Below are 21,806 nucleotides of genomic sequence, written 5' to 3'. Positions count from 1 at the left end.
GTCCGATAGAGCGAGCAACCTTATTTCACAAAAAAGTTCATATGTATGCTGCTTGTTTCTGTAGGAAACATCTTTATCATTCATTGTACCGTTCAAACTGCCTCAATTCAAATACAGCCCGCGACTTCTCTGAATATTTTGATTTTCCATTCCTTTTCCTTTACGTATGGCTTCGAATGTTGCTATAATACTCCTTGCACTTATTTGAAATTTTAAGTTTATACACACAATATGTTGGGTTAAATATTCATAACACGTCTAAATATAGTGATGTAGCCGATAAATCGTACGGGAACCATCTTTTCCCCCTTCATTGGCAGGTGCATCGCTATTTCTATGTTATTGGATTACATACAGCCCCCAAATGCTGTCTGACCATCGCTTTTTTCGCCATTATCTTCTCATCATGATCATTTTCATGCCTATTCCCAAGTATGATTCCAAATCAGGAAAGCGAGGAATTAATCCTATGCCACAACTCGTAACCAAACCAAACAATCGCCAGTTGGCTTTTGATGAAATACGCATTTCCGTATATGCCGACCGTGTACTCAGCGGGCTGGACAAGCTGGATAAAGATCGACTCATTCGCGGTGTAACTAGCAAGCTGCGCCGGGACGAAGTCACGGGGGATGACATCAGCAACGCGTTTGCGATGGCTGCCCTTGAATTGGTTAGTAAGGAAGAACCGGACTGGAAATTTGCCGCTGCACGTGCTTTGCTCACTTCTTTGTATAAAAAAGCGGCTACTCACCGCCGTTACAAATCCTATGCGGACGAGCCTTACGGTGCATTTTATCCACTGATTACCGATTTGGTCCAAAAAGGAATTTACCGTCAAGAACTGCTCGACTACTATACCAAGGAGCAGATTGATGAGCTGGGCGATTCCATATTGCCGAAAAATGACCTGCTGTTCGATTATATCGGGCTATTAACGCTGTCTGAGCGCTATTTGGCCAATGATTTTGATGGACGCGTAATGGAACTGCCGCAAGAACGCTACATGATCATCGCGATGTACCTGATGCACCAAGAACCTGCCGACAAGCGTATGGAGCTGGTCAAGGAAGCATACTGGGCGATGAGCAACATGTACATGACGGCAGCTACACCAACCATGTCCAATGCCGGAAAAAAGGTGGCCGGACAGCTCTCCAGCTGCTTTATCGACACCGTAGACGACTCGCTGGAAGGCATTTTCGACTCCAATACGGATGTAGCCCGTCTTAGCAAAATGGGCGGCGGCATCGGCGTGTACCTCGGTAAAGTACGGGCGCGTGGCTCCGATATCCGTGGACATAAAAATACAAGTTCTGGCGTCATTCCGTGGATTCGCCAGTTGAACAATACAGCTGTTAGCGTAGACCAATTGGGTACTCGCAAAGGTGCAATTGCCGTATATCTGGACGTATTCCATAAGGATATCCTCGCGTTCCTTGACCTGAAGCTGAACAACGGTGACGAGCGGATGCGTGCACATGACGTGTTCCACGGCGTATGTCTGCCCGATCTGTTCATGGAGCGGGTCGAAGCACGTGGTGAATGGAATCTGTTCTGCCCGCATGAAGTGAAGAAGGTGATGGGCTGGAAAGATGACAACGGTCGTCCACTGGGTCTGGAAGATTTTTATGATGAAACCTTCGGTTCAGGTACCTTCCGCGAAAAGTATGAAGAGGCGTCACAGCATCCTATTCTCTCTCGTATTACAGTGCCTGCCATCGACATCATGAAGCGCCTGATGAAATCACAACTGGAAACAGGTACACCGTACATGTTCTACCGTGATACGGTAAACCGGGCCAACCCGAACCGCGCCCATGGTATGGTATATTCCTCCAACCTGTGTACGGAAATTATGCAAAACCAATCTGCAACTGTAGTGGAAAAAGAGGAACTGGTCACCAAGGACGGACAAACACGCATTGTTATTTCCAAAATTCCTGGCGACTTTGTTGTGTGCAACCTGAACTCCATCCATCTGGCTCGTGCGGTTCCGGCAGGTGTGCTGGATCGCCTCGTACCGATTCAGGTACGTATGCTGGATAATGTTATTGATATCAACAACATTGAAGTGCTGCAAGCACAATATACGAACAGCCAATATCGCGCTGTCGGTCTGGGTACATTCGGACTGCATCATCTACTCGCACTGGAAGGTATCCGTTGGGAATCCGATGAAGCGGTAAGCTATAACGATCATTTGTATGAAAAGATTAACTACCTGGCAGTCAAATCCAGCATGGAGCTAGCGAAAGAAAAAGGCCGTTATGCGAAATTCGAGGGTTCTGACTGGTCTACCGGGCATTATTTCACTTCCCGTGGCTATACGGACGGTACACACGAAGGTAAATTTGTCACAACGTCCGAGTGGAGCGAGCTTGCAGAAGAAGTCAAACAAAACGGTGTCCGCAACGCATGGCTGTTCGCCATCGCACCTAACGGTTCCACGTCTATCATCGCAGGCTCTACCGCCAGCATTGATCCATTATACGAGCTGCTTTCCTATGAAGAGAAAACAACTTACAAGATCGCTAACCCAGCACCGGACTTGAACGAGAAAACCATCTGGTACTACAAGACAGCTTTCTTGCTGGATCAACACGCTTCGATCAACATGGCTTCTGCACGTCAGCGTCATATTGACCAAGGCCAAAGCTTTAACCTGTATGTACGTCCCGATATTAAAGCAACTGAATTTTTAGAGCTGCACATCCATGCCTGGAAATCAGGTATGAAATCGACCTATTATGTACGCAGCCGCGCACTGACGATTGAAGAATGTGATAGCTGCGCATCCTAAATTAAAGGAGAGAAGCTCTCATGCAGTTACAGAAGATTTTTAACACAGAAGCGCCGAATCGCTCTACCCGTATTATTGAAGGCGAAAGCTCCGGTATTTTGAATTGGAACGATATTCGGATGCCGCATATGTACAAACTGTATAAAGTGCTGCTGCTGAACCACTGGATTCCAGATGAAATTCCGATGTCCAAGGACGCGTCCCAGTTCCCTGTGCTGGATGCTGAAGAACAGCGCACCTTCAAAATTAACATTGGTCTGCTGGCTGTGCTGGATTCCATGCAAACGATGTTTGTCGGGGATGTAAAACGCTATTTTACCGATTCCTCGCTGGAAGCTATTTCGGCGATTATCGGACAGCAGGAAGTGGTGCATAACCAGTCCTACTCCTACGTTCTGTCTTCTTTGGTGTCAGATCAGGAACAGAAGGAAATTTTTGAATACTGGAAAAACGATCCTGTCCTGCTAGAGCGTAACACATTCATCTCAGATATTTACCAGGAGTTCCGCGATGAGCAGAACCCGCAAACCTTTTTCCAAGCGATGGTAGCCGATTTGATTCTGGAAGGCATTTTCTTTTACAGTACATTTGCTTTCTTCTACAATTTGGCCCGTGATCAGAAAATGATGGCGACCAGCCAAATGATCTCGTATATTCAGCGTGATGAAAATCAGCATTGCTACTTTTTTGCTGAAGTGTTCAAGCAGCTATTGTCTGACTTCCCTGAGCTGAACACCAAGGAAAATACGGACTATGTCTATCGTATGATTAACCGCGCTGTGGAGCTGGAAACGAATTGGGCGCATTATACGCTCAAAGAGGTTCGCGGCATCGACTTGAACGAGCTGAGCGATTATATCAAATACATGGCAAATATGCGCCTGAGATTGCTTGGTATGGACAAAGCATACGAAGGCGTAGATGTAAACTGTATGCCTTGGATTAAACCATTCTCAGACGAAGCGCTGAATGCGACAAAAACGGACTTTTTTGAAGCAAAATCACGCAATTATGGCAAGGTCGGAGATGACAACGGATTTGACGATTTGTAAGTCATAAGATACAGCCTTAACTCGGTACTTACCGGGCTAAGGCTTTTTTCATGAGAATTTACGCAAATACGCAAAAAAATCATGAAAACATCTGAATTACTATTCATATTTTCCTATTTGTACACGATATATATGAAGGTGAAAAAAATATAGTAAGGAGCATATTATGAAAAGCGGCGTTAAAAAAAGAATGGGATTACAATCCAAACTCTACTTCATCTTGCTCATTCCTTTAATAGTGATTGGCGTTATTGTTCTGTGGACGACCAATCGATCTATCCAAAATGCTTCTCTATCAACCATGCAGCTAAACAATGAAACGCTGGCAAAGAACACGGCCCAGTTATTGGACAAGTCCGCAGTCAAGAGCTTAAACACCGATTCATCTGAGCAAAGCAGCGAGTATAAGCAGCTTCGGAACGAGTTAAATACGCTCAGACTGCAAACTGGAATTCTGTACGCCTATATGTACAACCGCGTTGGAGATGAGTGGAAAATAACGGTGGATGGAGCCGCATGGGACGACAAAGACTACAGTCCATTCGGAACTCCTGTAAGTTTTACCCTTAAAGAAACGGAAGAGAAATTAAAACAAGGGGAAACGGTAACTACAGATATTACAACGGACCCTGAGTGGGGGACGATGTTTTCCTCCTTTACTCCCATTAAGGATACAGATGGAACCATCATTGGTTATTTGGGAATCGACAGATCCCTCTCCTCTGTGACTGAAGTATACGAACATACCTTGCCCGAGGCCTACCGATTAGTTATCCCTGTTATCTCCATCATTCTGATCATCTCAATTGCGGCTATGATGCTGGTAACCCGGCGGATACTGCATCAGGTGAGATTTATTAAAAATACACTGGAGCAAGTAGCCGACGGCAACCTTACGGTTACATCGTCGCAAGTAACATATGATCAGTTAGGCGAAATCAGCAAATTGACGAACAAAATGGTGGAAGCCATGTCGAATATGATTGTGGATATTCAAAGCAGTTCAAGCACACTCCAGCACGCATCGGAGAATATTGTCGTGACAACGGAAGGAACACTCCACCAGACTGAGGAACTGTCCCGTACACTCCAGCAAATTGCCGATGTCTCTATTAACCAAGCGGATCAAGCGGTGGAATCGGTTCAACAATCTGATCGATTAGGACAAACGCTGGATGAAGTCGGAAGCCATGTGCAACAATTTACGGATACGGCCCATCATCTCAATGAGGTTCGTAATCAGGTAGCTAGTGAGCATGAACTGTTATTAGAGAAAGGACGAGAAAGCGCCTTGCGTATCAAGCAGATGCAGCGCATGTCACACGCGTTAACCGAAAAATCCCGCGAGGCGGCTAACATCGGTCAGCAGGTACAGGGCATCGTAAAGCAGACGCAGATTTTGTCCTTTAATGCATCTATTGAAGCCTCACGTGCAGGCGAAGCTGGCAAGGGTTTTTCTGTGGTCGCTCATGAAATGGGACAACTTGCCCAACAATCCGCCATATCGATTCGTGAAATCGACGAAATCTTAAAAAGCTTTGTTGAGCAAATTGAGCAAATGGGTGATCAATTTGATGAAAACATAAAGACCGTCAATGAACAAGAAACCCAAATTTCTGTATGTCTACAGTCTGTTGACAAAGTCACCCAGGTTTCACAGGAAGTTCAGGAGTTAGCTGCACATCTGGCTCAATTGACGGCAGAGATGCAAGAGGTACGTCACAGCGTAGATCAACATTTAAATCACACAGCCAGCGCGGCACAGCAGACTGCCGGAATGACAGAAGATGTATCAGCAAGCGCTCAGAAGCAGGCCCTAGCGGTAAAAGAACTATCCGAAGTAGCCCGCAATCTGACCACACTATCAAACAATCTGCAGCGACATGCTGACCAGTTCCGGGTGAAAAACGCTGAATAGTAAAAAAGGGATTACCCATGCATGATGAATTGTGACTCGTAAGATGAACCTTTGAAAAAGCGTTTCTTTTACGGGTCATTTGCGTTTTCAACAGATAAATACAAGATGTGTCTGGAGCGGATCAGTGGCAGATGATCTATGCGTGCGTGTCGACTAAGAGGCACTTCTTTTCTTTACATACTAAACATGCATCTGTGCTGATTGCCCATGATTGGCTATTTGCGGCTTCAGTTCATCCATGATGCATTCAGCCGCTTCCTCGCCAGCCTCGACGCATTCAGGCCATTTTGTAAAATCAAACGCCGCAATATGTCCGACTTCAGGGCGAATAACAACGTCTGCTAGCCGGAGACTATTATGCTTTCGTTCGGCGGTCATCAAGCTGTAAGAGCGGTATACAACTTCCACCATATTTCGCGGCGGCTTCTTTTCATGTCCCCGTGCCACATCAACAGCAATTACTAAACAATCTGCTTCCCGACTCATCTCTTCTACAGGCAAATTGTTTAATACCCCTCCGTCGACCAGCATCTTGCCTTCATGCATCACAGGAGCGAATAAGCCAGGAAACGCCATCGTAGCCCGCAGTGCTGTCACCAAATCACCTTGTTCAAAAATGAATTGCTTGCCTTCCAGTAAATCGACAGAAACAGCTTCAAAACGGATAAGAAGATCCTCAATCTTCTGCGTATGCTGTCCATACTGCTGCAGTAGCTCATTCACCACCGTATTCATGCTGTTACCGCCAATTAAACCACGATGGCGTATGCCGATATCCAACAGGCGGTATTTAGGTGTCTTTTTAATACAATCCAATAGAGCATCCGTAGGAACACCCGCCGCATAAAGTCCGCCAACAATGCCGCCCATACTCGTACCGACGATACAATCGACCTGAATCCCGTGTCTTTCGAACACTCTCAGTACCCCCAAATGAGCAAGTCCTCTGACTGCTCCCCCACCCAAAACCAATCCTACCTTCGGCATATACGCAACCCCTTTACATGTATTTACTGCATGCGTCCAAACACACAAAAGACCCAAAAACTAAACGTAAGGAGGCCAGCTTCCTCTCCTCACAAATGACTCATTCCTGTTATATTCAAAAATGAAAAGCCTCGCTTAGAAAATCGGAAAGCAACCCTTTTTCCTCGTCAGAAAGATCCGAAATGGATTGCAGAAAACGGGAAACCAGCTCCGTAATTTCAAGGCCTAGTTCATCGTTCATCGTTTGTAAGGCCATACCCAACACAGTGCCAACAAACATGGTCATGCCCATTTCCTTGCTTGGCGCTGTAAGGACAATCCGCTGAATCCAGGGACCTCTTTTACCTCCCAGCTTCTTCAAGTACATCAAAAGCAGCCCTATAATATAGGCGCAAAAATTGATTCTGACACTGGCTTCAGGAATTTCAGCCCAAATTTTTCGGACCGCCTCATTGGGACCTGTATTGTTCAAATCCTTGAGCAGTCCCGAGATATTCTCGACGGTTTTTTTCCAATCCACCAGATCCACTAATTCATTCCGGGACTGGTTGAACAAATCCGAAGCTTTATCTGTAGGTACAAATACAACCTGTGAACGTCCGGTTACCTTGGTATTCACCTCATAGCTGCGCGTAATAAACCCGAGCTTTTCAATTTCTTTCAGCATGTCATAGGCCGTCCACTTACTAACCCCTAATGATTTAGCCAAGGCCTCATAATGAATAGGTAGTTTTGTTTTTTGGTACAGTTCCACTAATGTATGCAAAAATTGCAGTCGGCGTTTAGTAAGTGACACGATAGCGTTGTAACCTCCCTGTGTAATTCTCTATGAATTCGTTTTTGGGTTTTTTGTGTCTAAATATTAGCACTGAATACCCATATAAGCAAGCCTCATAATGATTATTGATTCTCACACAGCGGGCTGCTCTTTTACATATTTCCTTTTTAATTGGCTTGTGTTATATTTTTATCCATATCGTTTTTTGGTTTTTTTGGTCTTTACGGTCTTTTGTGTGATTATTTTATTGGAGGGAAACGTTCATGCAATCAGCTCTCAAGCCCAACGGCATTACTATTACGGGTGCAGGATTCTATGTACCGGCATCACTATTCACCAATTTGGAATTAGCCGCATCTCTGGATACATCCGATGAATGGATCACTCAGCGAACAGGTATCCGTCAGCGATATATCGCAGAAGCATCCGCAGAAACCTCTGATCTTGCCGTCCTGGCTGCAACTCATGCTTTACACCGTGCTCAATTATCATCGGAAGATGTGGATCTTATTGTAGTGGCAACGTCCACCCCTGACTATGCTTTCCCTTCCACGGCCATGTTGGTCAAGCAAAAGCTAGGAAGCCGCGCACCTGCATTCGACTTATCGGCAGCCTGCTCCGGTTTTGTATATGCCCTCTCGATCAGCAGTGACATGATGAAGGCGGGTGCATACCACAACGTCCTGGTGATTGGAGCAGACAAGTTCTCCAAAATCGTAGATTGGCAGGACCGTAATACCGCCGTTTTATTTGGAGATGGAGCAGGTGCTGTTGTCCTTCAATCTCATCCCGGTGCTTTCTCGTCTTTTTCCTTGCTTGGCTCGGAAGAACGTGGAGCAGACATGCTGATCTCCCCCGTCACAGGGCCTATTACAATGCATGGACGAGAGGTTTTCAAGTTTGGGGTGCGCATTCTGGAATCTATGCTGACTAAAGTTATGGAGGAATTAAGATTAAGCATAGATGATATTGCTTTGATCATTCCGCATCAGGCCAATATCCGAATCATTGAACATGCGGCAGTTAAGTTGAAAATTCCACTGGATAAGTTCTTTATAAATATCGAAAAATACGGAAATACGTCAGCTGCTTCTATTCCCATTGCGCTCGCGGAAGCTATGGAACAGCAGCGAATTCAAGCTGGTGATATTGTCGTCCTGGCTGGCTTCGGCGCAGGATTAGCCTGGGGTGTTCAAGTTATTCAGATCGCATAAATTCTTCAGTTCAACAGACAAAAAGGAGTGAACTAAAATGGAGCATTCGCTAACGTAGCGAAATGCTCCATTATTATATTGTGAAAGCCAAGCAGAGTTCACCTTTATCCAGGTACGTGCATACATATAACCTAGAACTAAGCAATCAAAAACTCAGGCCTTTCTAGTCACGATGGTGGCATTAACGCTGTTTTTACCTGCTTCATATAAGAGGGATATCCTCCCGTATGTTGGAGCATTTCAATTTCACGCAAAATACGTGGCAAGTCAGCGACCGAGTTCATCACGATGTGGGCTCCTGCCCTTTTCAAACCATATACACTCTGTCTGCGCCGTTCCTCAGCCACTCTGTCGTCCGCTTCATGGCTGGTCGTTTGAGCTGCGGTCGTCACGCTTTCGTTATGGTTCAATACACCAATCGTCCATACACCGGCGTTCCGTCCCTCTTGCATATCGGCTGCTGTATCTCCTACTTTCACAATATCGCTAAGCGGGAATACCTGCAAGCGATGTGCAATTTCATAGATCATCCACGGATAAGGCCTCCCCTGCGAAACTTCACAAGGGGCTACCATACAATCCAACGTATAGGGTGACTGTGCAGGCGTAAACTTGTGACTGAGCATTTCCATCGGACAGGATGCAGTGGCACCTGACTGAATGCGACGATCCTGTAACTCCTGCAGCGCCCTGTCTATACCGATAGCAGGCTCAGCCCCTTGGATCAAGGAACGAAGAACAGGGACAAGCTCAAGATAAATATGCTCAATATCCGCTCTGCCAGGATGCGCACCAAAGCACTCCAGCCATTTTTTCCGAACCTCTGAAAGTCCCAGCACATTCGCAATATGATCCCGGATCGGCATTCCTCGCCCATGAGATACCTGTTCTTCAGTTACCTGTATACCTTTCCATCTGAAAATGTCACGCATTCCCTGGGTTAAGCCTCGTCCTCCGGGGTCTAACAATGTACTTTCGAGATTAAAAATAACCGCCTGTATCATGCAATCCCCGCCTTTCCGTACCGCGGCTATCCGCAATCTTTATTTTGCTTAGGAACATGATACACAGCTAACGTAAACTGAAGTGTCGTAAACGGTAAGCGGATTGTAATTGAAAATAAATTCCTTGATTGGTTGTGAATACCGAGTGTGATAAGAGGAGGAGTCGCAACATGAGACAGCCTTGGAATGAATTTAATTCCAAAATGCCTTGGCGGATGGAGCTTGGTTGTTATGCGCTGAATAAACTGGCCTGTGGAGGATTGGTTTTTGGTCTCTTATGGGTCTACTGCTATCTGACAGAGGAAATAACAGGAATTCCTCTGACTATAGCAGGCAATAGTGGTGAACTGACCGCGCAGCTGTGGGCCTATGGTTTTGCCCTTCCTGCCGCTCTTGCCGCTGATGCGCTACGCGATCTTTTACCCTGGCTTCGTAAGCCCGAGCAGCTCACCCTATACCTCGCTGCAGGATTCAGTGTCTTTCTCCTGCTAGGTTCTTTGATGTCGCCTGCCGGAACGGGCATTTCATGGAGCAACGGCATAGCAGGTGCAGGGATTACACTGCTGTATTATGGAGGAAGGTACTGGCTGAACCGTGAATATGGATTACAGATCATGCTGGCCTTCCTCCTGCCACTGCTGCTATGGCCTATAGGGCTTCAATAATGTCGCCAGCTATCACAGAGGCAGGATGCTGGCGATGACGTGCGGCTGTTTCTCCAGCCGCACCATGCAGATACACGCCAAAGGCTGCTGCCTGCGAAGCATTCAAGCCCTGGGCCAGCAAACCTGCGATGATGCCTGTCAGCACATCGCCCGCACCGCCTGTCGCCATCCCAGCATGGCCTGTGGTATTGACGTAGGCTGTTCCGTCGGGACAAGCGATGACAGTGCGCGCTCCTTTGAGCACCAGCGTGACCCCACGTGTTCGGGCGTACTCCCGGGCATGGGTGATGCGGTCACGCTGCACCTCTGCTGTCGGTATGCCCAGTAGACGAGCCATTTCACCGGGGTGCGGCGTTAGTACGACCGCCGCACTTCTCGGCTTCCAAGCCTCCAGCTCAGGCCCTGCCGATGCGAGGATGTTCAAGGCGTCCGCATCAAGCACGAGCGGACCGCCGTATTCCTCCCACAGGCGGCGCAGCCAGCCAGTGTCCCCTGCAAAGCGGCCGAGGCCGGGGCCGACGGCCAGCACATCACGTGCCTGCGCGAGCTGTAGCAGCTCGTCTGCGGAGTCGGCATTCCATTCGCCGTCTCCGCCTGCTGCTGCGGCAGCGAGCATCAGTTCCGGCGCGGCTCCAATGACGCGCGGCAACAACGCCTCGGGCACTGCCCACGTGACAAGGCCGCTGCCGATGCGCAGGGCGGCACGTGCGGCCAGCAAGCCCGCCCCGCTCATGCGCAGGCTTCCGGCCGCGACGAGAACATGGCCGTAGGTGCCCTTGTGCCCGTCCGGCACGCGGCTGCGGCTTACATCCACGTCCAGTGCAGCGTGCAGCGTGTCACGGGTCAAGAGCCGCAGCTGCACGCCACACTCACGTGCAAGGCCGGGTGGAATACCGATGTAGCGTACCACCACATCGCCTGTAGTCCCGGCGCCCGGATATTGGACGAGCCCACGCTTCAAGTAGGCGAGGCATACGGTGACGCGCGCACGAATGCACGGCTCGTGCAGCGCACCTGTGTCGGCGTCGAGGCCGCTAGGCACGTCTACCGACACGAGCGGCGCGCCGCTGGCATTGGCCTCGCGGATCAGCGAGGCGTAGGGTTCGCGCGGCGAGCCTTGCGTGCCCGTGCCCAGCAGGGCATCGACGATGCCGGAGACGCCGCGCAGGTCGAGGGTATCCCGGCCATAGAGGATCACCGGGATACCCAGAGCCGCGATGATATCGCGCTGCGCAGCCGCTTCACCGCGCAGCGTGTCTGGCGGCTCGACGTACACAACGGTGACGCGCAGCCCTGCATCCGTTAGATGGCGAGCCGCTACCAGTCCGTCACCACCGTTGTTGCCTTTACCTACGAGGATATACCAGTGTTCTCGTTCCCGTAAGTCATGTCGTCCTTGACTCCACGACTCTGTCCGTATAACACCGCCATGTCCCGGTATATCCCCCGGCCCTGTGTGTGTAACCTCTTCTGCCCACTGCGACCCTAACACTTCAGCACGCTCAATCCCACGTGTTAGATCAGCAGTGCCTACTGGGAAGCCGCCATTGCTCTTCCCACTTCTTTCGGCACATAGCTTCAATACCTCGTCAGCTACCGCGCGCCCGGCATTTTCCATCAAGGTAAGGGCCGGGATACCCAGCCTGTCAATTGTGTACCGATCCAATTGCCGCATTTCTTCGGCGGTCACCATATACATGCTTTTCGCCTCCCGTATGGCTATCCCTGCTTATTAATATCCGACCGTAAAACGGGAATTGACAAATTCCCCTTCTACTAATTCATCAATCAGGGCTACCGCATAATCTTCGACCGAGATACGGCTATGGCCTAATTCGTCAACCACCAAATGATCCAAACCAATACGGAACTGTCCTGTACGTTTTCCCGATTCAATTATTCCGGCAGGACTACAATAGGTCCAGTCTACATCCGCAGCGCGGTACAGCTCCAGTGCATCTGCATGGGCAGCCGCCAGTGGCTTCACTTCCTCCGGAAACTCGGCGGTATCCATGAGGCGTTCACCGTTTTCTGTTTTCAGACTTCCCGCTCCACCAACGACAAGTATGCGTTCCGCGCCGGAACGCCGAGTTCCTTCCAGCAAAGAACGAGTCGCTTCGAGCAGTTCTTCCTCTTCTCCAAACTTGGGACCGTACGCGCTAATGATAGCATCGTGACCCTTAGCCACTTCCGTAACGGAATTCGGATTAAGAATATCTGCTTGAACCACCGTCAAGTATTCACTTTGCTCCGTCACACGTTGGGGGTCGCGCACCGCTGCTGTCACCTCATACTTACGCTTGATTGCTTCCTTTACTAACGCTTGACCAATGGTTCCAGTTGCTCCGAAAATAATAACTTTCATATAAATGTGCCTTCTTCCTGTCTATAATTTACTTACTGTTATTTATCCGTTTTATCTCCAGCTTGAACCCGTGCAAGATATCGATTCGATGTCTCATGATCTTCTGATGCAATTTTTATATCTTTATCCATACCGAATCTACCCTCCTGCTTGTATCTTGTCTATTTTACCAAAAAATACTTCATATATCCTGGTCAAAGGTATACAAGCCCTTGAAATGCCTGTGTAGTCTGTGCAATAGTGTAGAAAGAACAATGGAAGGAGGGATTGCGGGTGTCCCCGACGGACTTCGCGGCGTTAGCCGCATATATCTCACCCGGTCTGATTGCCTTCCTGCTGGCGTTGTCTTTGCTGGTATGGCTGTATGTTCACAGTGCAGCCCAGCTTCGAAATTCGCGTCAGCAGCGGCTGGAAGAATTACTGGATTCGCTGCGTATCTATGGACGATTAGCTGGTTGTCTCCAAACCGCTACCCAGAATGGGTTCAATAACAGCGAAAAGCAGTACCAGAACGGACTCATCCACGCTCTTCAGGAAGCCAAAGCTGCTCCCTATTTGACCCCTCACCTTCAAGAGCAGGTTCAAGCATCCCTTCGGGAGTGTGATACGTTCCGCAGAGAATTGCTTCTCAAATCACTGGAGCGTGAAATGAACAAACTCATCGAGGAAAGGCGTCTGGTTCTGCTGGAATCTCATGCTCCGGGCTGGGGAACAGCATTGTGGAAGCTATTACGTCCAGCAGCTGGTCCGTTGGCGCTGGCAGGAATCGTCTGGTTGGTCTCAAGGCTGGTTGTGGAACTGATAGCCTCCAGCCATGTCGATGTTAGTCTGCCCGACACTGTACAATCTGCATCATGGCTCATAGGGTGTGCATGGATGAGGTTCGTTTCCGGCTTGATCGCCCTACTGTATGTATACCGGCTGATGACCCTTCGCAGGCAAAATGATCTGGACGTGACGGCATCCCATTTTCCAACAAGCCTGTTGTGCATGGTAATCGCCGCTGTCGCTCTGTTTCAATGGATCGGACCGGAAGCGTCTCCCTACATACTGGCTGTGCAGCTTGTGCTGTTCTTGATTGGCTTCCGACTTACCCGAGGCCGCTCGCGCAGTGACCGTCCTTATGTTGGTCACCCCGGCTTGATCAAGGCAGATGCCTCTCAACATCAGGATTTACACGCAGCAGATAAAGATAAAACGGCTGACTCTTCTTTGGCAGAAGAACATATCCGGTCCTAACACCAATGGCACATGACTCTATCCCGTATCCACCCTGCAAATCACATACCATCACAGGACATCCCAACAACAAAGAAAGAGTTCATGGGGTGTCCTGTTTTTTGAACAATTTCCGGCTTTTTATGGGGTTAGGCTTGTGCCAGTGATCAAGGAAAGGGTATATTGTTTATATAAATGTAAATCATATCGTTTTTTATGTATGATTATTGAAAAAAATCCATATATGTTAAACTACCATCAATTTATGATGTGCGTTAGAATTGGAGGAACTATGCAACTGGACATTTCTGAAAAATCACTTCCCGTTTATGAAGCGCTGGCCAGTGAGGTTCGGCTAAACATGATTGTTCTGCTTGCGGAGAAGCCTATGAATATACGTGAGCTGGCGGAAGCGTTGGGGCTCAGCAGTGCGATTATGACGATGCATGTCAAGAAACTGGAGAGAGCGTCCATTATTTCAACTAAAATGCTGCCTGGACGAGGCGGGGTACAGAAAGTGTGCTCACTGGCTACAGACAAAATTGAAATCGCCATGCCACGCTATCAGCAGGATGTACGGCAATTCCATCAGACGGAGATTTCCGTCGGACACTTTACAGATTTCGAAATACAGTCGACCTGCGGACTGGCTACCGTCGAAAAGATCATTGGTGAATTCGATGAGCCTCGTTCGTTCTTGGACCCTGAGCGCTTCAATTCCAAAATTCTGTGGTTCAGCCAAGGTTATATGGATTATAAGGTGCCGAATTTCCTACTGTCCAGCCAAAAAGCTGAGGAACTGGAAATTTCGATGGAACTATCGTCCGAGGCCCCTTTTACCAATGATAATTGGCCTTCAGATATCACTTTTTTCCTAAATGATGTGAATTTGGGTACATGGACCAGCCCAGGGGATTTCGGGGATAACCGTGGTAAATACACACCTGCATGGTGGCCTGATTTTATCAATCAATATGGTCTCCTTAAAAGACTTCGCGTTACCTCTGAAGGTACCTTTATGGATGGCAAGCAAATATCCGACGTGACTTTAAGCCAAGTGCTGATTGATCAGAAGCAATGGAAATTCCGCATTGCCATATTGGATGATGCCCAGCATGTTGGAGGGGTTACTCTGTTCGGTACCGGATTCGGTAACTACAATCAGGACATCCTGTTCCGTTTGTACTACAAACATACAGAAAATCATACCAAAACAGTAGCGGTAGAAGCTGGCGATAGCAGCAAGTAGCTTTTAGACCACTTCAAGACCTGAACACGGCGTTTGGCCCATGCCTTTCATGGGAAACAAAGCGCCGTGTTTTATTTTTCATCCACTTATATCGTACTCTTTTGCCACGTGCTATCCGATTAGCGAACAGGTTCAATACACACAGGTGAAGGAACCTCCAGCACATATCCCGTTCGGGTCAGCCGTCCATCCTCACTTTGGATGGCAAAGGATACGATGTTGTTCCCATCCTGATTCGCTACTATCAGATAACCGGACAAGATGTTGAAGTTACGCGGTGTACTGCCGAAGGTTTCCACCCATTCAACCGTCTTCAGCTTGCCGCTGTCCAGATCGACATGGTATAGCACGATGCTGTCATGGCCGCGGTTTGACACATACAAAAAGCGTCCACAGGGCGTAATCCGAATATCGGCTGCCGTATTTTCTACATCTATAATGCCTTCTGGCAGTGTGGACAGGCTTTGCATCAATGTAAGCTCACCATTACGTTCGTTATAAATAAAAACAGCGACTGTATTGTTCAACTCATTGGCGACAAAAGCATATGGACGCGAAGGATGAAAAACCAGATGACGCGGTCCAGAACCCGGTGGCAAATCTGTCTCACGATGGGTCACCAGTTTTCCATCCTCTGTCAAACGGTATACCACAATCTGGTCCAGTCCCAGATCACATACCATGGCATACTGTCCTGAAGGATCTGGAATAATCGAATGCGGATGTGCCGCATCCTGGCGGTCCTGGCGAATGCCTGAGCCGGTATGCTGAACTTGCCCCGACATGTCTCCTAATCCTCCAGCTTCCGTCGCAGGGAACACAACGGCATTGCCGCCTGAATAGTTAGAAGCCAGCACATATCTTCCATCGGTTGTTACGGAAACATAACAAGTATGCGCTCCCTCCGTCCCTTTTCGATCCAAAGGGTGTAATTCCCCCGTCTGGGCATTCACCTGATACGCATACAGCTCGCCTCCTTCTGTTTCACTCGCAGCATACAGCTTCGTCCCATCCGGGTGTAGCGCGAGAAAAGAAGGCCTTTCAATCCCTTCCACACCTCCAATAATGCTCAGATCACCATTGTTCACATGCAAAGCACATACATATATTCCTCTTTCCTGACGAGACGCATAAGTTCCTGTATAAAATAACTGCTCATTCCGCTCTTCCATCGGCTCTCATCTCCTTCTAGCTATTTTTTTACCTATTATCTGGATTTTTAGCTCTACTATTTGTCTTGTTGTAAACTCATCATGCATTATTACCCAAGATTCTGTCGTTTCATTAACGTTTCGCGATGTATGCAAAAAAATAGCCTCCTTCGGCGCCATCTGTGTTTCACAAGAACGTCACAGTTCACACCAAAAGAGACTAATTTTACGAAAAGAACAACATTAAACCGCTGTGGTTTGCGTATCTCTGCTCTTCCATTTAACAGCCAGACCCAAACTAAGAATGAGAATGGCTGCCCCAAAAATGTATGGCAAATTGATATGCACCTCGAACAATGTACCCGCAAGCGCAGGTCCTAGAATATTACCAATACTCATATAAGCATTGTTCATGCCGGCTGCAACTCCCTGCTCATCCCCCGCCATTTTGGATAAAGCAGTATTAATGGCTGGACGAAGCAACGACGTAGCGGTAAAGAAGATGAGCGATACCCCGAGTACATAATAAAAGTTGCCAGAGAGCAGCATAAGCACAAGGGGAATCGCCGAAAACAGAAAGGAACCGATGATGACACCTTTTTCGCCAAAACGGTTCAACATCGGACTGATTACCACAGCTTGAATCACGGTTCCGACCAGTGCACCTACGGTAATAATGATAGCAATATCCCGCTCATTATAATGAAACTTCCCCGTCACAAAGAAAGGAAACATCGTTTCAAAATGTGTCAGTCCAAAGGTTAACGTGAATATCATAATCAGCAACATAAAGTAAGGCTTGCGGAAAGAAAGGGCAAACTGTTTAATCACATTGTCACGTTTGGCCTTGACATTCCGAAACTTCAACTGTTTCTCCAGCGACAAGGTTTCGGGCAGCATAATCAAGGAAATCAGTGCAGCTACGCCCGATACGGCCGCCGAAACATATAAGGGCGTACGAATCGAGATATCCGCCAGCAAGCCGCCCACACCAGGACCGATCACAAAGCCAAGAGACATGGCAGCACCCAACAGCCCCATTCCTCTACCGCGATTATGGACCGTTGTAATGTCAGCAATATAGGCCATCATCGGAGGAATCATAAAAGCCGCCCCTGCACCACCCAGCAAACGGGAGATATACAGTATGGTCAACGATTCCCCAATCGCAAACAATACAGAAGACCCTGTCATGATTACCAAACCGATAATAATCATTTTTTTACGTCCGTATTTATCGGACCATTCTCCCGCTAGCGGCGAAAACAGGAATTGGGTTAAGCCAAACACGGCAACCAAATAACCGCCCGTTTCACCACTGCCTCCTAAGGAGCTCATAAACTTAGGGAGTATCGGAATAATGAGACCAATTCCCAGCATGGCAATAAACATATTAATCATCAAAATGACCAGCGGTCCCATTTTCAACTGTTGTGAATCTGACATGTTGCGTTTTGTCCTCCTCAGGTTCTTTATTTCGTATACGAAAATCTCATTTTGCAACCATTCCAGCAAAACTCTTCATTATATTAATAGAGCGAGAGACAAATAACAATCATAAAATACTTCCGATAACCCTGAATCTTTCCTTTGGCAGAACAGTAAAAAGGAACAACCTGAAAAGACGAAGTTGTCCCTCTCATAACGAACGACAAGGGTGAATTTATGAAACGGTCTGGCGGTCCCTATGATCCCTATTGTGGATCTTCGAATAGCTCCCGTATCATCTTTTCCTTGTTATTCAGAAATTGTTTCGTAATGATAAAATGGTCGGTTTCCTCCAGCGTCCGGGTGTCAATCCCTTCTTGTGTCAGATGATACAAGATGGAATCTGGATAAGCCATCAAAATGGGGGAATGAGTAGAAATGATAAACTGTGATCCCTGCTGTACGAGCTCGTGAATCCGTGCAAGCATGGCCATCTGGCGCAAAGGAGATAACGCAGCCTCCGGTTCATCCAAAATATACAATCCTTGTCCTCCAAACCGATGCACAAATGCAGCAAAAAAAGATTCGCCATGCGACTGCTCATGCAGCGATTTACCCCCGTAGGAATTTCGAATCGGTCGCCCTCCTCCTTCGCGATCCAGCTCGTCGATATGAGTCGCCACATTATAGTAGCTCTCCGCCCGGAAAAAGAAGCCATCTCTCGGCTTTTCTATCCCTCTTACCAGCCGGATATGCTCATGCAGTGAGGAATGCGTGGCTTGTGTAGAAAAATTAAAATTTTTAGTACCGCCCTCTGGATTAAATCCCCACGCGACCGCGATTGCCTCCATAAGCGTCGATTTACCTACACCGTTTTCTCCAATAATATAGGTAACGGAAGGATGAAATTTAAGTTCATTCCACTGGTGTAAGGCTTTTAAGTTAAACGGATATTGGCTCTTGTCAGCATCTGGAGGCCATATCAGCTCCAGGCGACGTATAAAAAGATTACGATCCCATATACTCATGTCCAGTTCAGCTCCATTGCCAAGCAACTCACTAGGTTTTCCATCATTATATTGGAATTATTTACAGCAATCAAACTGAAACCCATTTCGTAACCCTTCTGTTGTTATTCAAACGATTATTACAGGTATAATATATAGTAATGTTCATCGGGCATGAAATCTAAGCACTTCATTCCGTGTACATCTCATTCTTTTCCAAGCAGGTGAATCTATGAAATCTAATCACAAATCGATTCAATCCTTTAAAATCGTACAGTTCGTGATGACCGTCTACAGGCAGCGATTGACACGTATTCTGCTACCACTGGCTGTACTGGCTTTTATTATATGGGAGGCCGGACGAGAGCTAAAAGACTTTAATCTGGCGCGTATGCTTCATGAACTGCGGCGAATGGATGCCACCTTTCTCATCGAGATTGGCTTGTTCTCACTGGCTGCCGTGGCGGCTATGAGCGCATACGATTACGTAATCAGGCATCATTTCAAGCTTCAGGTCAAGCCTGGAACGACATTTCGCTATGCCTGGATCTCCAATACCTTCAATAATGTCTTTGGGTTTGCAGGCTTTACAGGAGCGGGCCTTCGCACAGTACTCTATAAAAAAAGCGGTGTGCCGTTGGGTGTCATCACCTCTGCGGTCGTGTTTCTTTCGCCAGTCGTCATTACCGGACTATCTTTGCTGGCTTGGGGAGCCATTGTCCATTTGTATCCGGTACAGCCTGTACTGGATGCTCATCCTTGGCTTCATTGGGCGCTGTGGGGAATGGCATTGTACTTGCCGCTATTTCTGATCATGCAGCGCTCCAAACGGTACTCCACATGGTTCAACAAGGGAGAAGGACAGCTTTCCTGGTCCACCATCTCCGCTTCCATCAGTGCTTCCCTGCTGGAGTGGCTGCTGGCTGGCCTTACCTTTGCATGGATCGGCTCGCACTTGCTCCATGAACTGCCGATGCATGCTGTGTTCGGCATTTATGTAATAGCCGCGATTGCCGGGTTGATCAGTCTTGCACCCGGAGGGGTCGGGGCATTCGATATCATTGCCCTGCTCGGGCTGCAAATGGCGGGAGCCAACTCAGATCGGGCACTGGCTGTGCTGCTGGTCTTTCGCGTCTTTTATTACATCATCCCGTGGCTCATCGGCTTGGTATTAGCCGCGCTGGAAATGATTCCGCGTAACGAGCGCCTAAATCAGCTAGCTGAGACGGGCTGGGACTACTCCCTTAATGCTTGGCAGAAGGTATGGGGCTGGCCTGGTCAATTCCGGTTTTTGGCAGATCTAGGGGTATGGGCGCTTGGTAAGCTGGTACTCATCTCCGGCGTGGTGCTTCTTTTGTCGGCAGCTACGCCAGGTCTGTTATATCGGCTCCGTTTTGCTGAGCATTTGCTCAGCCTGCCCGTCATGCGCTTGTCGCATGAAATCTCAGTCATCATCGGGATTATGCTTGTCGTCCTGTCCCACGGAATCTCTCTGCGTATTCGCAGAGCATTACGACTGACATTGATACTGCTGCTGGCCGGCGCCATTTTCACCTTTATTAAAGGTCTGGATTTTGAAGAAGCCTTATTTCTACTGTTCGTGGCGTTAATGCTATGGATCTCGCGCTCGCGGTTTTATCGGGTCAGTGCACCGCTGAATCGGCACAATATTTTAATATGGGGCGGATTATCTCTACTCGTAACCGGGGCTTATTTTATCATTGGGGCAGGCTCCAATACTCCGTTTATGCGCCATTTGCACGCCAAGGTCCATCTGGACTTTTTTATGAACCGCAGCGATTACGGAGTTACTGCCGTGTTTAGTCTGATTTTGGCATGGGTATTCCTGACGGTGTACTTCTTTCTTCGACCTCAGCGTGGTATCAGCAATCTACCCGACGCGCAGGAGCTGGATAAGCTAAAAGAATTTTTGGAACGACAGGGTGGTAATCTCGTTTCTCATATGCTTTTTCTGGGCGATAAATATCTGTACTGGACCAAAAATGAACAGGTCGTCATTCCCTATGCTCGCAGCCGGGACAAACTGATTGTATTAGGTGACCCACTCGGTCCAAAAGAACGTGTGAGTGAAGCGATTCAGGAATTTCAGCGTTTCGCAGATCGGTATGCGTTAACGGCTGTATTTTATCAGGCATCACCGGAGTATTTGTCCATCTATCACGAGAACGGCTATCGCTTTTTCAAACTCGGCGAGGAAGCACTGGTGCCGCTGGAATCCTTTACACTGACGGGCAAAAGCAATCAGGCGCTACGCAGCGCCAAAAACCGCTTTGACCGCGATGGCTACTCGTTCGAAATCATCCAATCGCCTCTAGAGGCGTCACTGATTGAGGAGATGCGACATGTTTCGAATATTTGGCTGGACGGGCGCAAGGAGAAGGGATATTCACTCGGCTGGTTCAAAGAGCCCTATCTTCAGTTGGCGCCGATTGCATTGCTAAAGGACTCTGAAGGAAAAGTCATCGCTTTCGCTACGATGGCCCCTGCCTATGATCATGGACGGACGGTCTCCATTGACCTGATGCGCCACTTGCCTGACACGCCAAATGGCACGATGGATTATTTATTCACACGGGTCATTGAGTGGGCCAAGGAGAGTGGATATACGACATTTAATCTGGGAATGGCACCCCTGTCCCAGGTAGGGCAAAGCGAAAAGGCATTGCGCGAGGAAAAGCTGGCTCGACTCGTTTTTCAATACGGGGGACATTTTTACGGTTTTCAGGGGCTTCGGCGCTTTAAGGATAAGTTCAAGCCGCAATGGGAGCCGCGCTATCTGGCCTATCCGGCTTCTGTCTTTCTACCGATCCTGACGCTGGAGCTGGTATATCTCGTGTCCAAACGCTCGGACTAAACAAAGGGCTAACCAAAAGGCTTTTGACATCCTAACACGACGAAAAAAAGGGTGTTCCCCAACCACGAACGGTTGCAGGAACACCCTTTTAC

General features: G+C 48.0%; 16 protein-coding genes. 8 read left to right on the top strand and 8 right to left on the bottom strand.

Translation table 11 applies throughout. The features are described from left to right. Positions 1-469: 469 nt before the first annotated feature. The 3 genes from KAI36_RS02450 to KAI36_RS02440 all read left to right on the top strand — a co-directional run bounded on the left by KAI36_RS02450 (position 470) and on the right by KAI36_RS02440 (position 5,773). Entirely contained in the window at positions 470-2,803 is a 2,334-nt protein-coding gene (locus tag KAI36_RS02450) for a ribonucleoside-diphosphate reductase subunit alpha (protein WP_220026833.1), read from the top strand. A gap of 20 nt (positions 2,804-2,823) precedes the next feature. Next, positions 2,824-3,855 carry a ribonucleotide-diphosphate reductase subunit beta gene (locus tag KAI36_RS02445; RefSeq protein WP_023986750.1) on the top strand — a complete coding sequence of 344 codons (1,032 nt, stop codon included), beginning with the start codon at positions 2,824-2,826 and terminating at the stop codon, positions 3,853-3,855. A gap of 166 nt (positions 3,856-4,021) precedes the next feature. Further along, positions 4,022-5,773 carry a methyl-accepting chemotaxis protein gene (locus KAI36_RS02440; RefSeq protein ID WP_220026832.1) on the top strand — a complete coding sequence of 584 codons (1,752 nt, stop codon included), beginning with the start codon at positions 4,022-4,024 and terminating at the stop codon, positions 5,771-5,773. Positions 5,774-5,953: 180 nt separating this feature from the next. Here the strand turns inward: KAI36_RS02440 and KAI36_RS02435 are convergent, their stop codons facing one another. Together KAI36_RS02435 and KAI36_RS02430 are read right to left on the bottom strand one after the other, a co-directional pair. Continuing rightward, positions 5,954-6,760 (bottom strand): patatin-like phospholipase family protein, encoded by an 807-nt coding sequence (locus tag KAI36_RS02435; RefSeq protein ID WP_220026831.1) that lies wholly within the window; start codon positions 6,758-6,760, stop codon positions 5,954-5,956. A 115-nt stretch (positions 6,761-6,875) separates the two neighbouring features. Beyond that, on the bottom strand, positions 6,876-7,556 hold the full coding sequence (locus KAI36_RS02430; RefSeq protein ID WP_025723692.1) for a LexA family transcriptional regulator: 681 nt from the start codon (positions 7,554-7,556) through the stop codon (positions 6,876-6,878). Positions 7,557-7,801: 245 nt separating this feature from the next. Between KAI36_RS02430 and KAI36_RS02425 the strand changes: the two genes are divergently transcribed. After that, positions 7,802-8,752 carry a beta-ketoacyl-ACP synthase III gene (locus KAI36_RS02425; RefSeq protein ID WP_025723691.1) on the top strand — a complete coding sequence of 317 codons (951 nt, stop codon included), beginning with the start codon at positions 7,802-7,804 and terminating at the stop codon, positions 8,750-8,752. Between the two features lie 167 nt (positions 8,753-8,919). On the opposite strand, the gene KAI36_RS02420 is transcribed toward KAI36_RS02425, so the two are convergent. Continuing rightward, positions 8,920-9,756: an HAD hydrolase-like protein gene (locus KAI36_RS02420; protein ID WP_220026830.1), complete on the bottom strand. Its 837-nt coding sequence runs from the start codon at positions 9,754-9,756 to the stop codon at positions 8,920-8,922. A 170-nt stretch (positions 9,757-9,926) separates the two neighbouring features. Here KAI36_RS02420 and KAI36_RS02415 point away from each other — a divergent pair, with 170 nt between their 5' ends. Continuing rightward, positions 9,927-10,421, top strand: coding sequence for a hypothetical protein (locus tag KAI36_RS02415; RefSeq protein ID WP_023986747.1), 495 nt, complete (start codon positions 9,927-9,929; stop codon positions 10,419-10,421). On the opposite strand, the gene KAI36_RS02410 is transcribed toward KAI36_RS02415, so the two are convergent. Further along, positions 10,405-12,120 carry an NAD(P)H-hydrate dehydratase gene (locus tag KAI36_RS02410; protein WP_220026829.1) on the bottom strand — a complete coding sequence of 572 codons (1,716 nt, stop codon included), beginning with the start codon at positions 12,118-12,120 and terminating at the stop codon, positions 10,405-10,407. The genes KAI36_RS02415 and KAI36_RS02410 overlap by 17 nt on opposite strands. 33 nt (positions 12,121-12,153) lie before the next feature. Beyond that, the gene (locus KAI36_RS02405) at positions 12,154-12,786 is read right to left on the bottom strand and encodes an NAD(P)-dependent oxidoreductase (protein WP_076294492.1); all 633 of its coding nucleotides are present in this window, start codon (positions 12,784-12,786) and stop codon (positions 12,154-12,156) included. 273 nt (positions 12,787-13,059) lie between these two features. Between KAI36_RS02405 and KAI36_RS02400 the strand changes: the two genes are divergently transcribed. Together KAI36_RS02400 and KAI36_RS02395 are read left to right on the top strand one after the other, a co-directional pair. After that, positions 13,060-14,025, top strand: coding sequence for a hypothetical protein (locus tag KAI36_RS02400; RefSeq protein WP_220026828.1), 966 nt, complete (start codon positions 13,060-13,062; stop codon positions 14,023-14,025). 271 nt (positions 14,026-14,296) lie between these two features. Then, positions 14,297-15,253 carry an ArsR/SmtB family transcription factor gene (locus tag KAI36_RS02395; protein ID WP_025718196.1) on the top strand — a complete coding sequence of 319 codons (957 nt, stop codon included), beginning with the start codon at positions 14,297-14,299 and terminating at the stop codon, positions 15,251-15,253. A gap of 119 nt (positions 15,254-15,372) precedes the next feature. On the opposite strand, the gene KAI36_RS02390 is transcribed toward KAI36_RS02395, so the two are convergent. From KAI36_RS02390 to KAI36_RS02380, 3 genes are all read right to left on the bottom strand, one after another. Further along, positions 15,373-16,425 (bottom strand): lactonase family protein, encoded by a 1,053-nt coding sequence (locus KAI36_RS02390; RefSeq protein ID WP_220026827.1) that lies wholly within the window; start codon positions 16,423-16,425, stop codon positions 15,373-15,375. 222 nt (positions 16,426-16,647) lie between these two features. Beyond that, complete coding sequence (locus KAI36_RS02385) at positions 16,648-17,850, bottom strand: MFS transporter (RefSeq protein ID WP_220026826.1); 1,203 nt, start codon at positions 17,848-17,850, stop codon at positions 16,648-16,650. 248 nt (positions 17,851-18,098) lie between these two features. After that, complete coding sequence (locus KAI36_RS02380; RefSeq protein ID WP_025722438.1) at positions 18,099-18,860, bottom strand: AAA family ATPase; 762 nt, start codon at positions 18,858-18,860, stop codon at positions 18,099-18,101. 211 nt (positions 18,861-19,071) lie between these two features. On the opposite strand from KAI36_RS02380, the gene mprF reads away from it, so the two are divergent. Further along, positions 19,072-21,714, top strand: coding sequence for a bifunctional lysylphosphatidylglycerol flippase/synthetase MprF (gene mprF, locus KAI36_RS02375; protein WP_220026825.1), 2,643 nt, complete (start codon positions 19,072-19,074; stop codon positions 21,712-21,714). Positions 21,715-21,806 lie beyond the last annotated feature (92 nt).

This window comes from Paenibacillus sp. S02, assembly GCF_019454065.1.
Taxonomy (GTDB): Bacteria; Bacillota; Bacilli; order Paenibacillales; family Paenibacillaceae; genus Paenibacillus; species Paenibacillus polymyxa_B.
This window is presented reverse-complemented; position numbering and strand designations above follow the sequence as displayed.

What these genes read in the sequence shown, in the direction of transcription:
- KAI36_RS02450 (WP_220026833.1), top strand. Translation starts at nt 470, where the DNA reads ATGCCACAACTCGTAACCAAACCAAACAATCGCCAGTTGGCTTTTGAT.
- KAI36_RS02445 (WP_023986750.1), top strand. Translation starts at nt 2,824, where the DNA reads ATGCAGTTACAGAAGATTTTTAACACAGAAGCGCCGAATCGCTCTACC.
- KAI36_RS02440 (WP_220026832.1), top strand. Translation starts at nt 4,022, where the DNA reads ATGAAAAGCGGCGTTAAAAAAAGAATGGGATTACAATCCAAACTCTAC.
- KAI36_RS02435 (WP_220026831.1), bottom strand. Translation starts at nt 6,760, where the DNA reads ATGCCGAAGGTAGGATTGGTTTTGGGTGGGGGAGCAGTCAGAGGACTT.
- KAI36_RS02425 (WP_025723691.1), top strand. Translation starts at nt 7,802, where the DNA reads ATGCAATCAGCTCTCAAGCCCAACGGCATTACTATTACGGGTGCAGGA.
- KAI36_RS02420 (WP_220026830.1), bottom strand. Translation starts at nt 9,756, where the DNA reads ATGATACAGGCGGTTATTTTTAATCTCGAAAGTACATTGTTAGACCCC.
- KAI36_RS02415 (WP_023986747.1), top strand. Translation starts at nt 9,927, where the DNA reads ATGAGACAGCCTTGGAATGAATTTAATTCCAAAATGCCTTGGCGGATG.
- KAI36_RS02410 (WP_220026829.1), bottom strand. Translation starts at nt 12,120, where the DNA reads ATGTATATGGTGACCGCCGAAGAAATGCGGCAATTGGATCGGTACACA.
- KAI36_RS02405 (WP_076294492.1), bottom strand. Translation starts at nt 12,786, where the DNA reads ATGAAAGTTATTATTTTCGGAGCAACTGGAACCATTGGTCAAGCGTTA.
- KAI36_RS02395 (WP_025718196.1), top strand. Translation starts at nt 14,297, where the DNA reads ATGCAACTGGACATTTCTGAAAAATCACTTCCCGTTTATGAAGCGCTG.
- KAI36_RS02390 (WP_220026827.1), bottom strand. Translation starts at nt 16,425, where the DNA reads ATGGAAGAGCGGAATGAGCAGTTATTTTATACAGGAACTTATGCGTCT.
- KAI36_RS02385 (WP_220026826.1), bottom strand. Translation starts at nt 17,850, where the DNA reads ATGTCAGATTCACAACAGTTGAAAATGGGACCGCTGGTCATTTTGATG.
- KAI36_RS02380 (WP_025722438.1), bottom strand. Translation starts at nt 18,860, where the DNA reads ATGAGTATATGGGATCGTAATCTTTTTATACGTCGCCTGGAGCTGATA.
- mprF (WP_220026825.1), top strand. Translation starts at nt 19,072, where the DNA reads ATGAAATCTAATCACAAATCGATTCAATCCTTTAAAATCGTACAGTTC.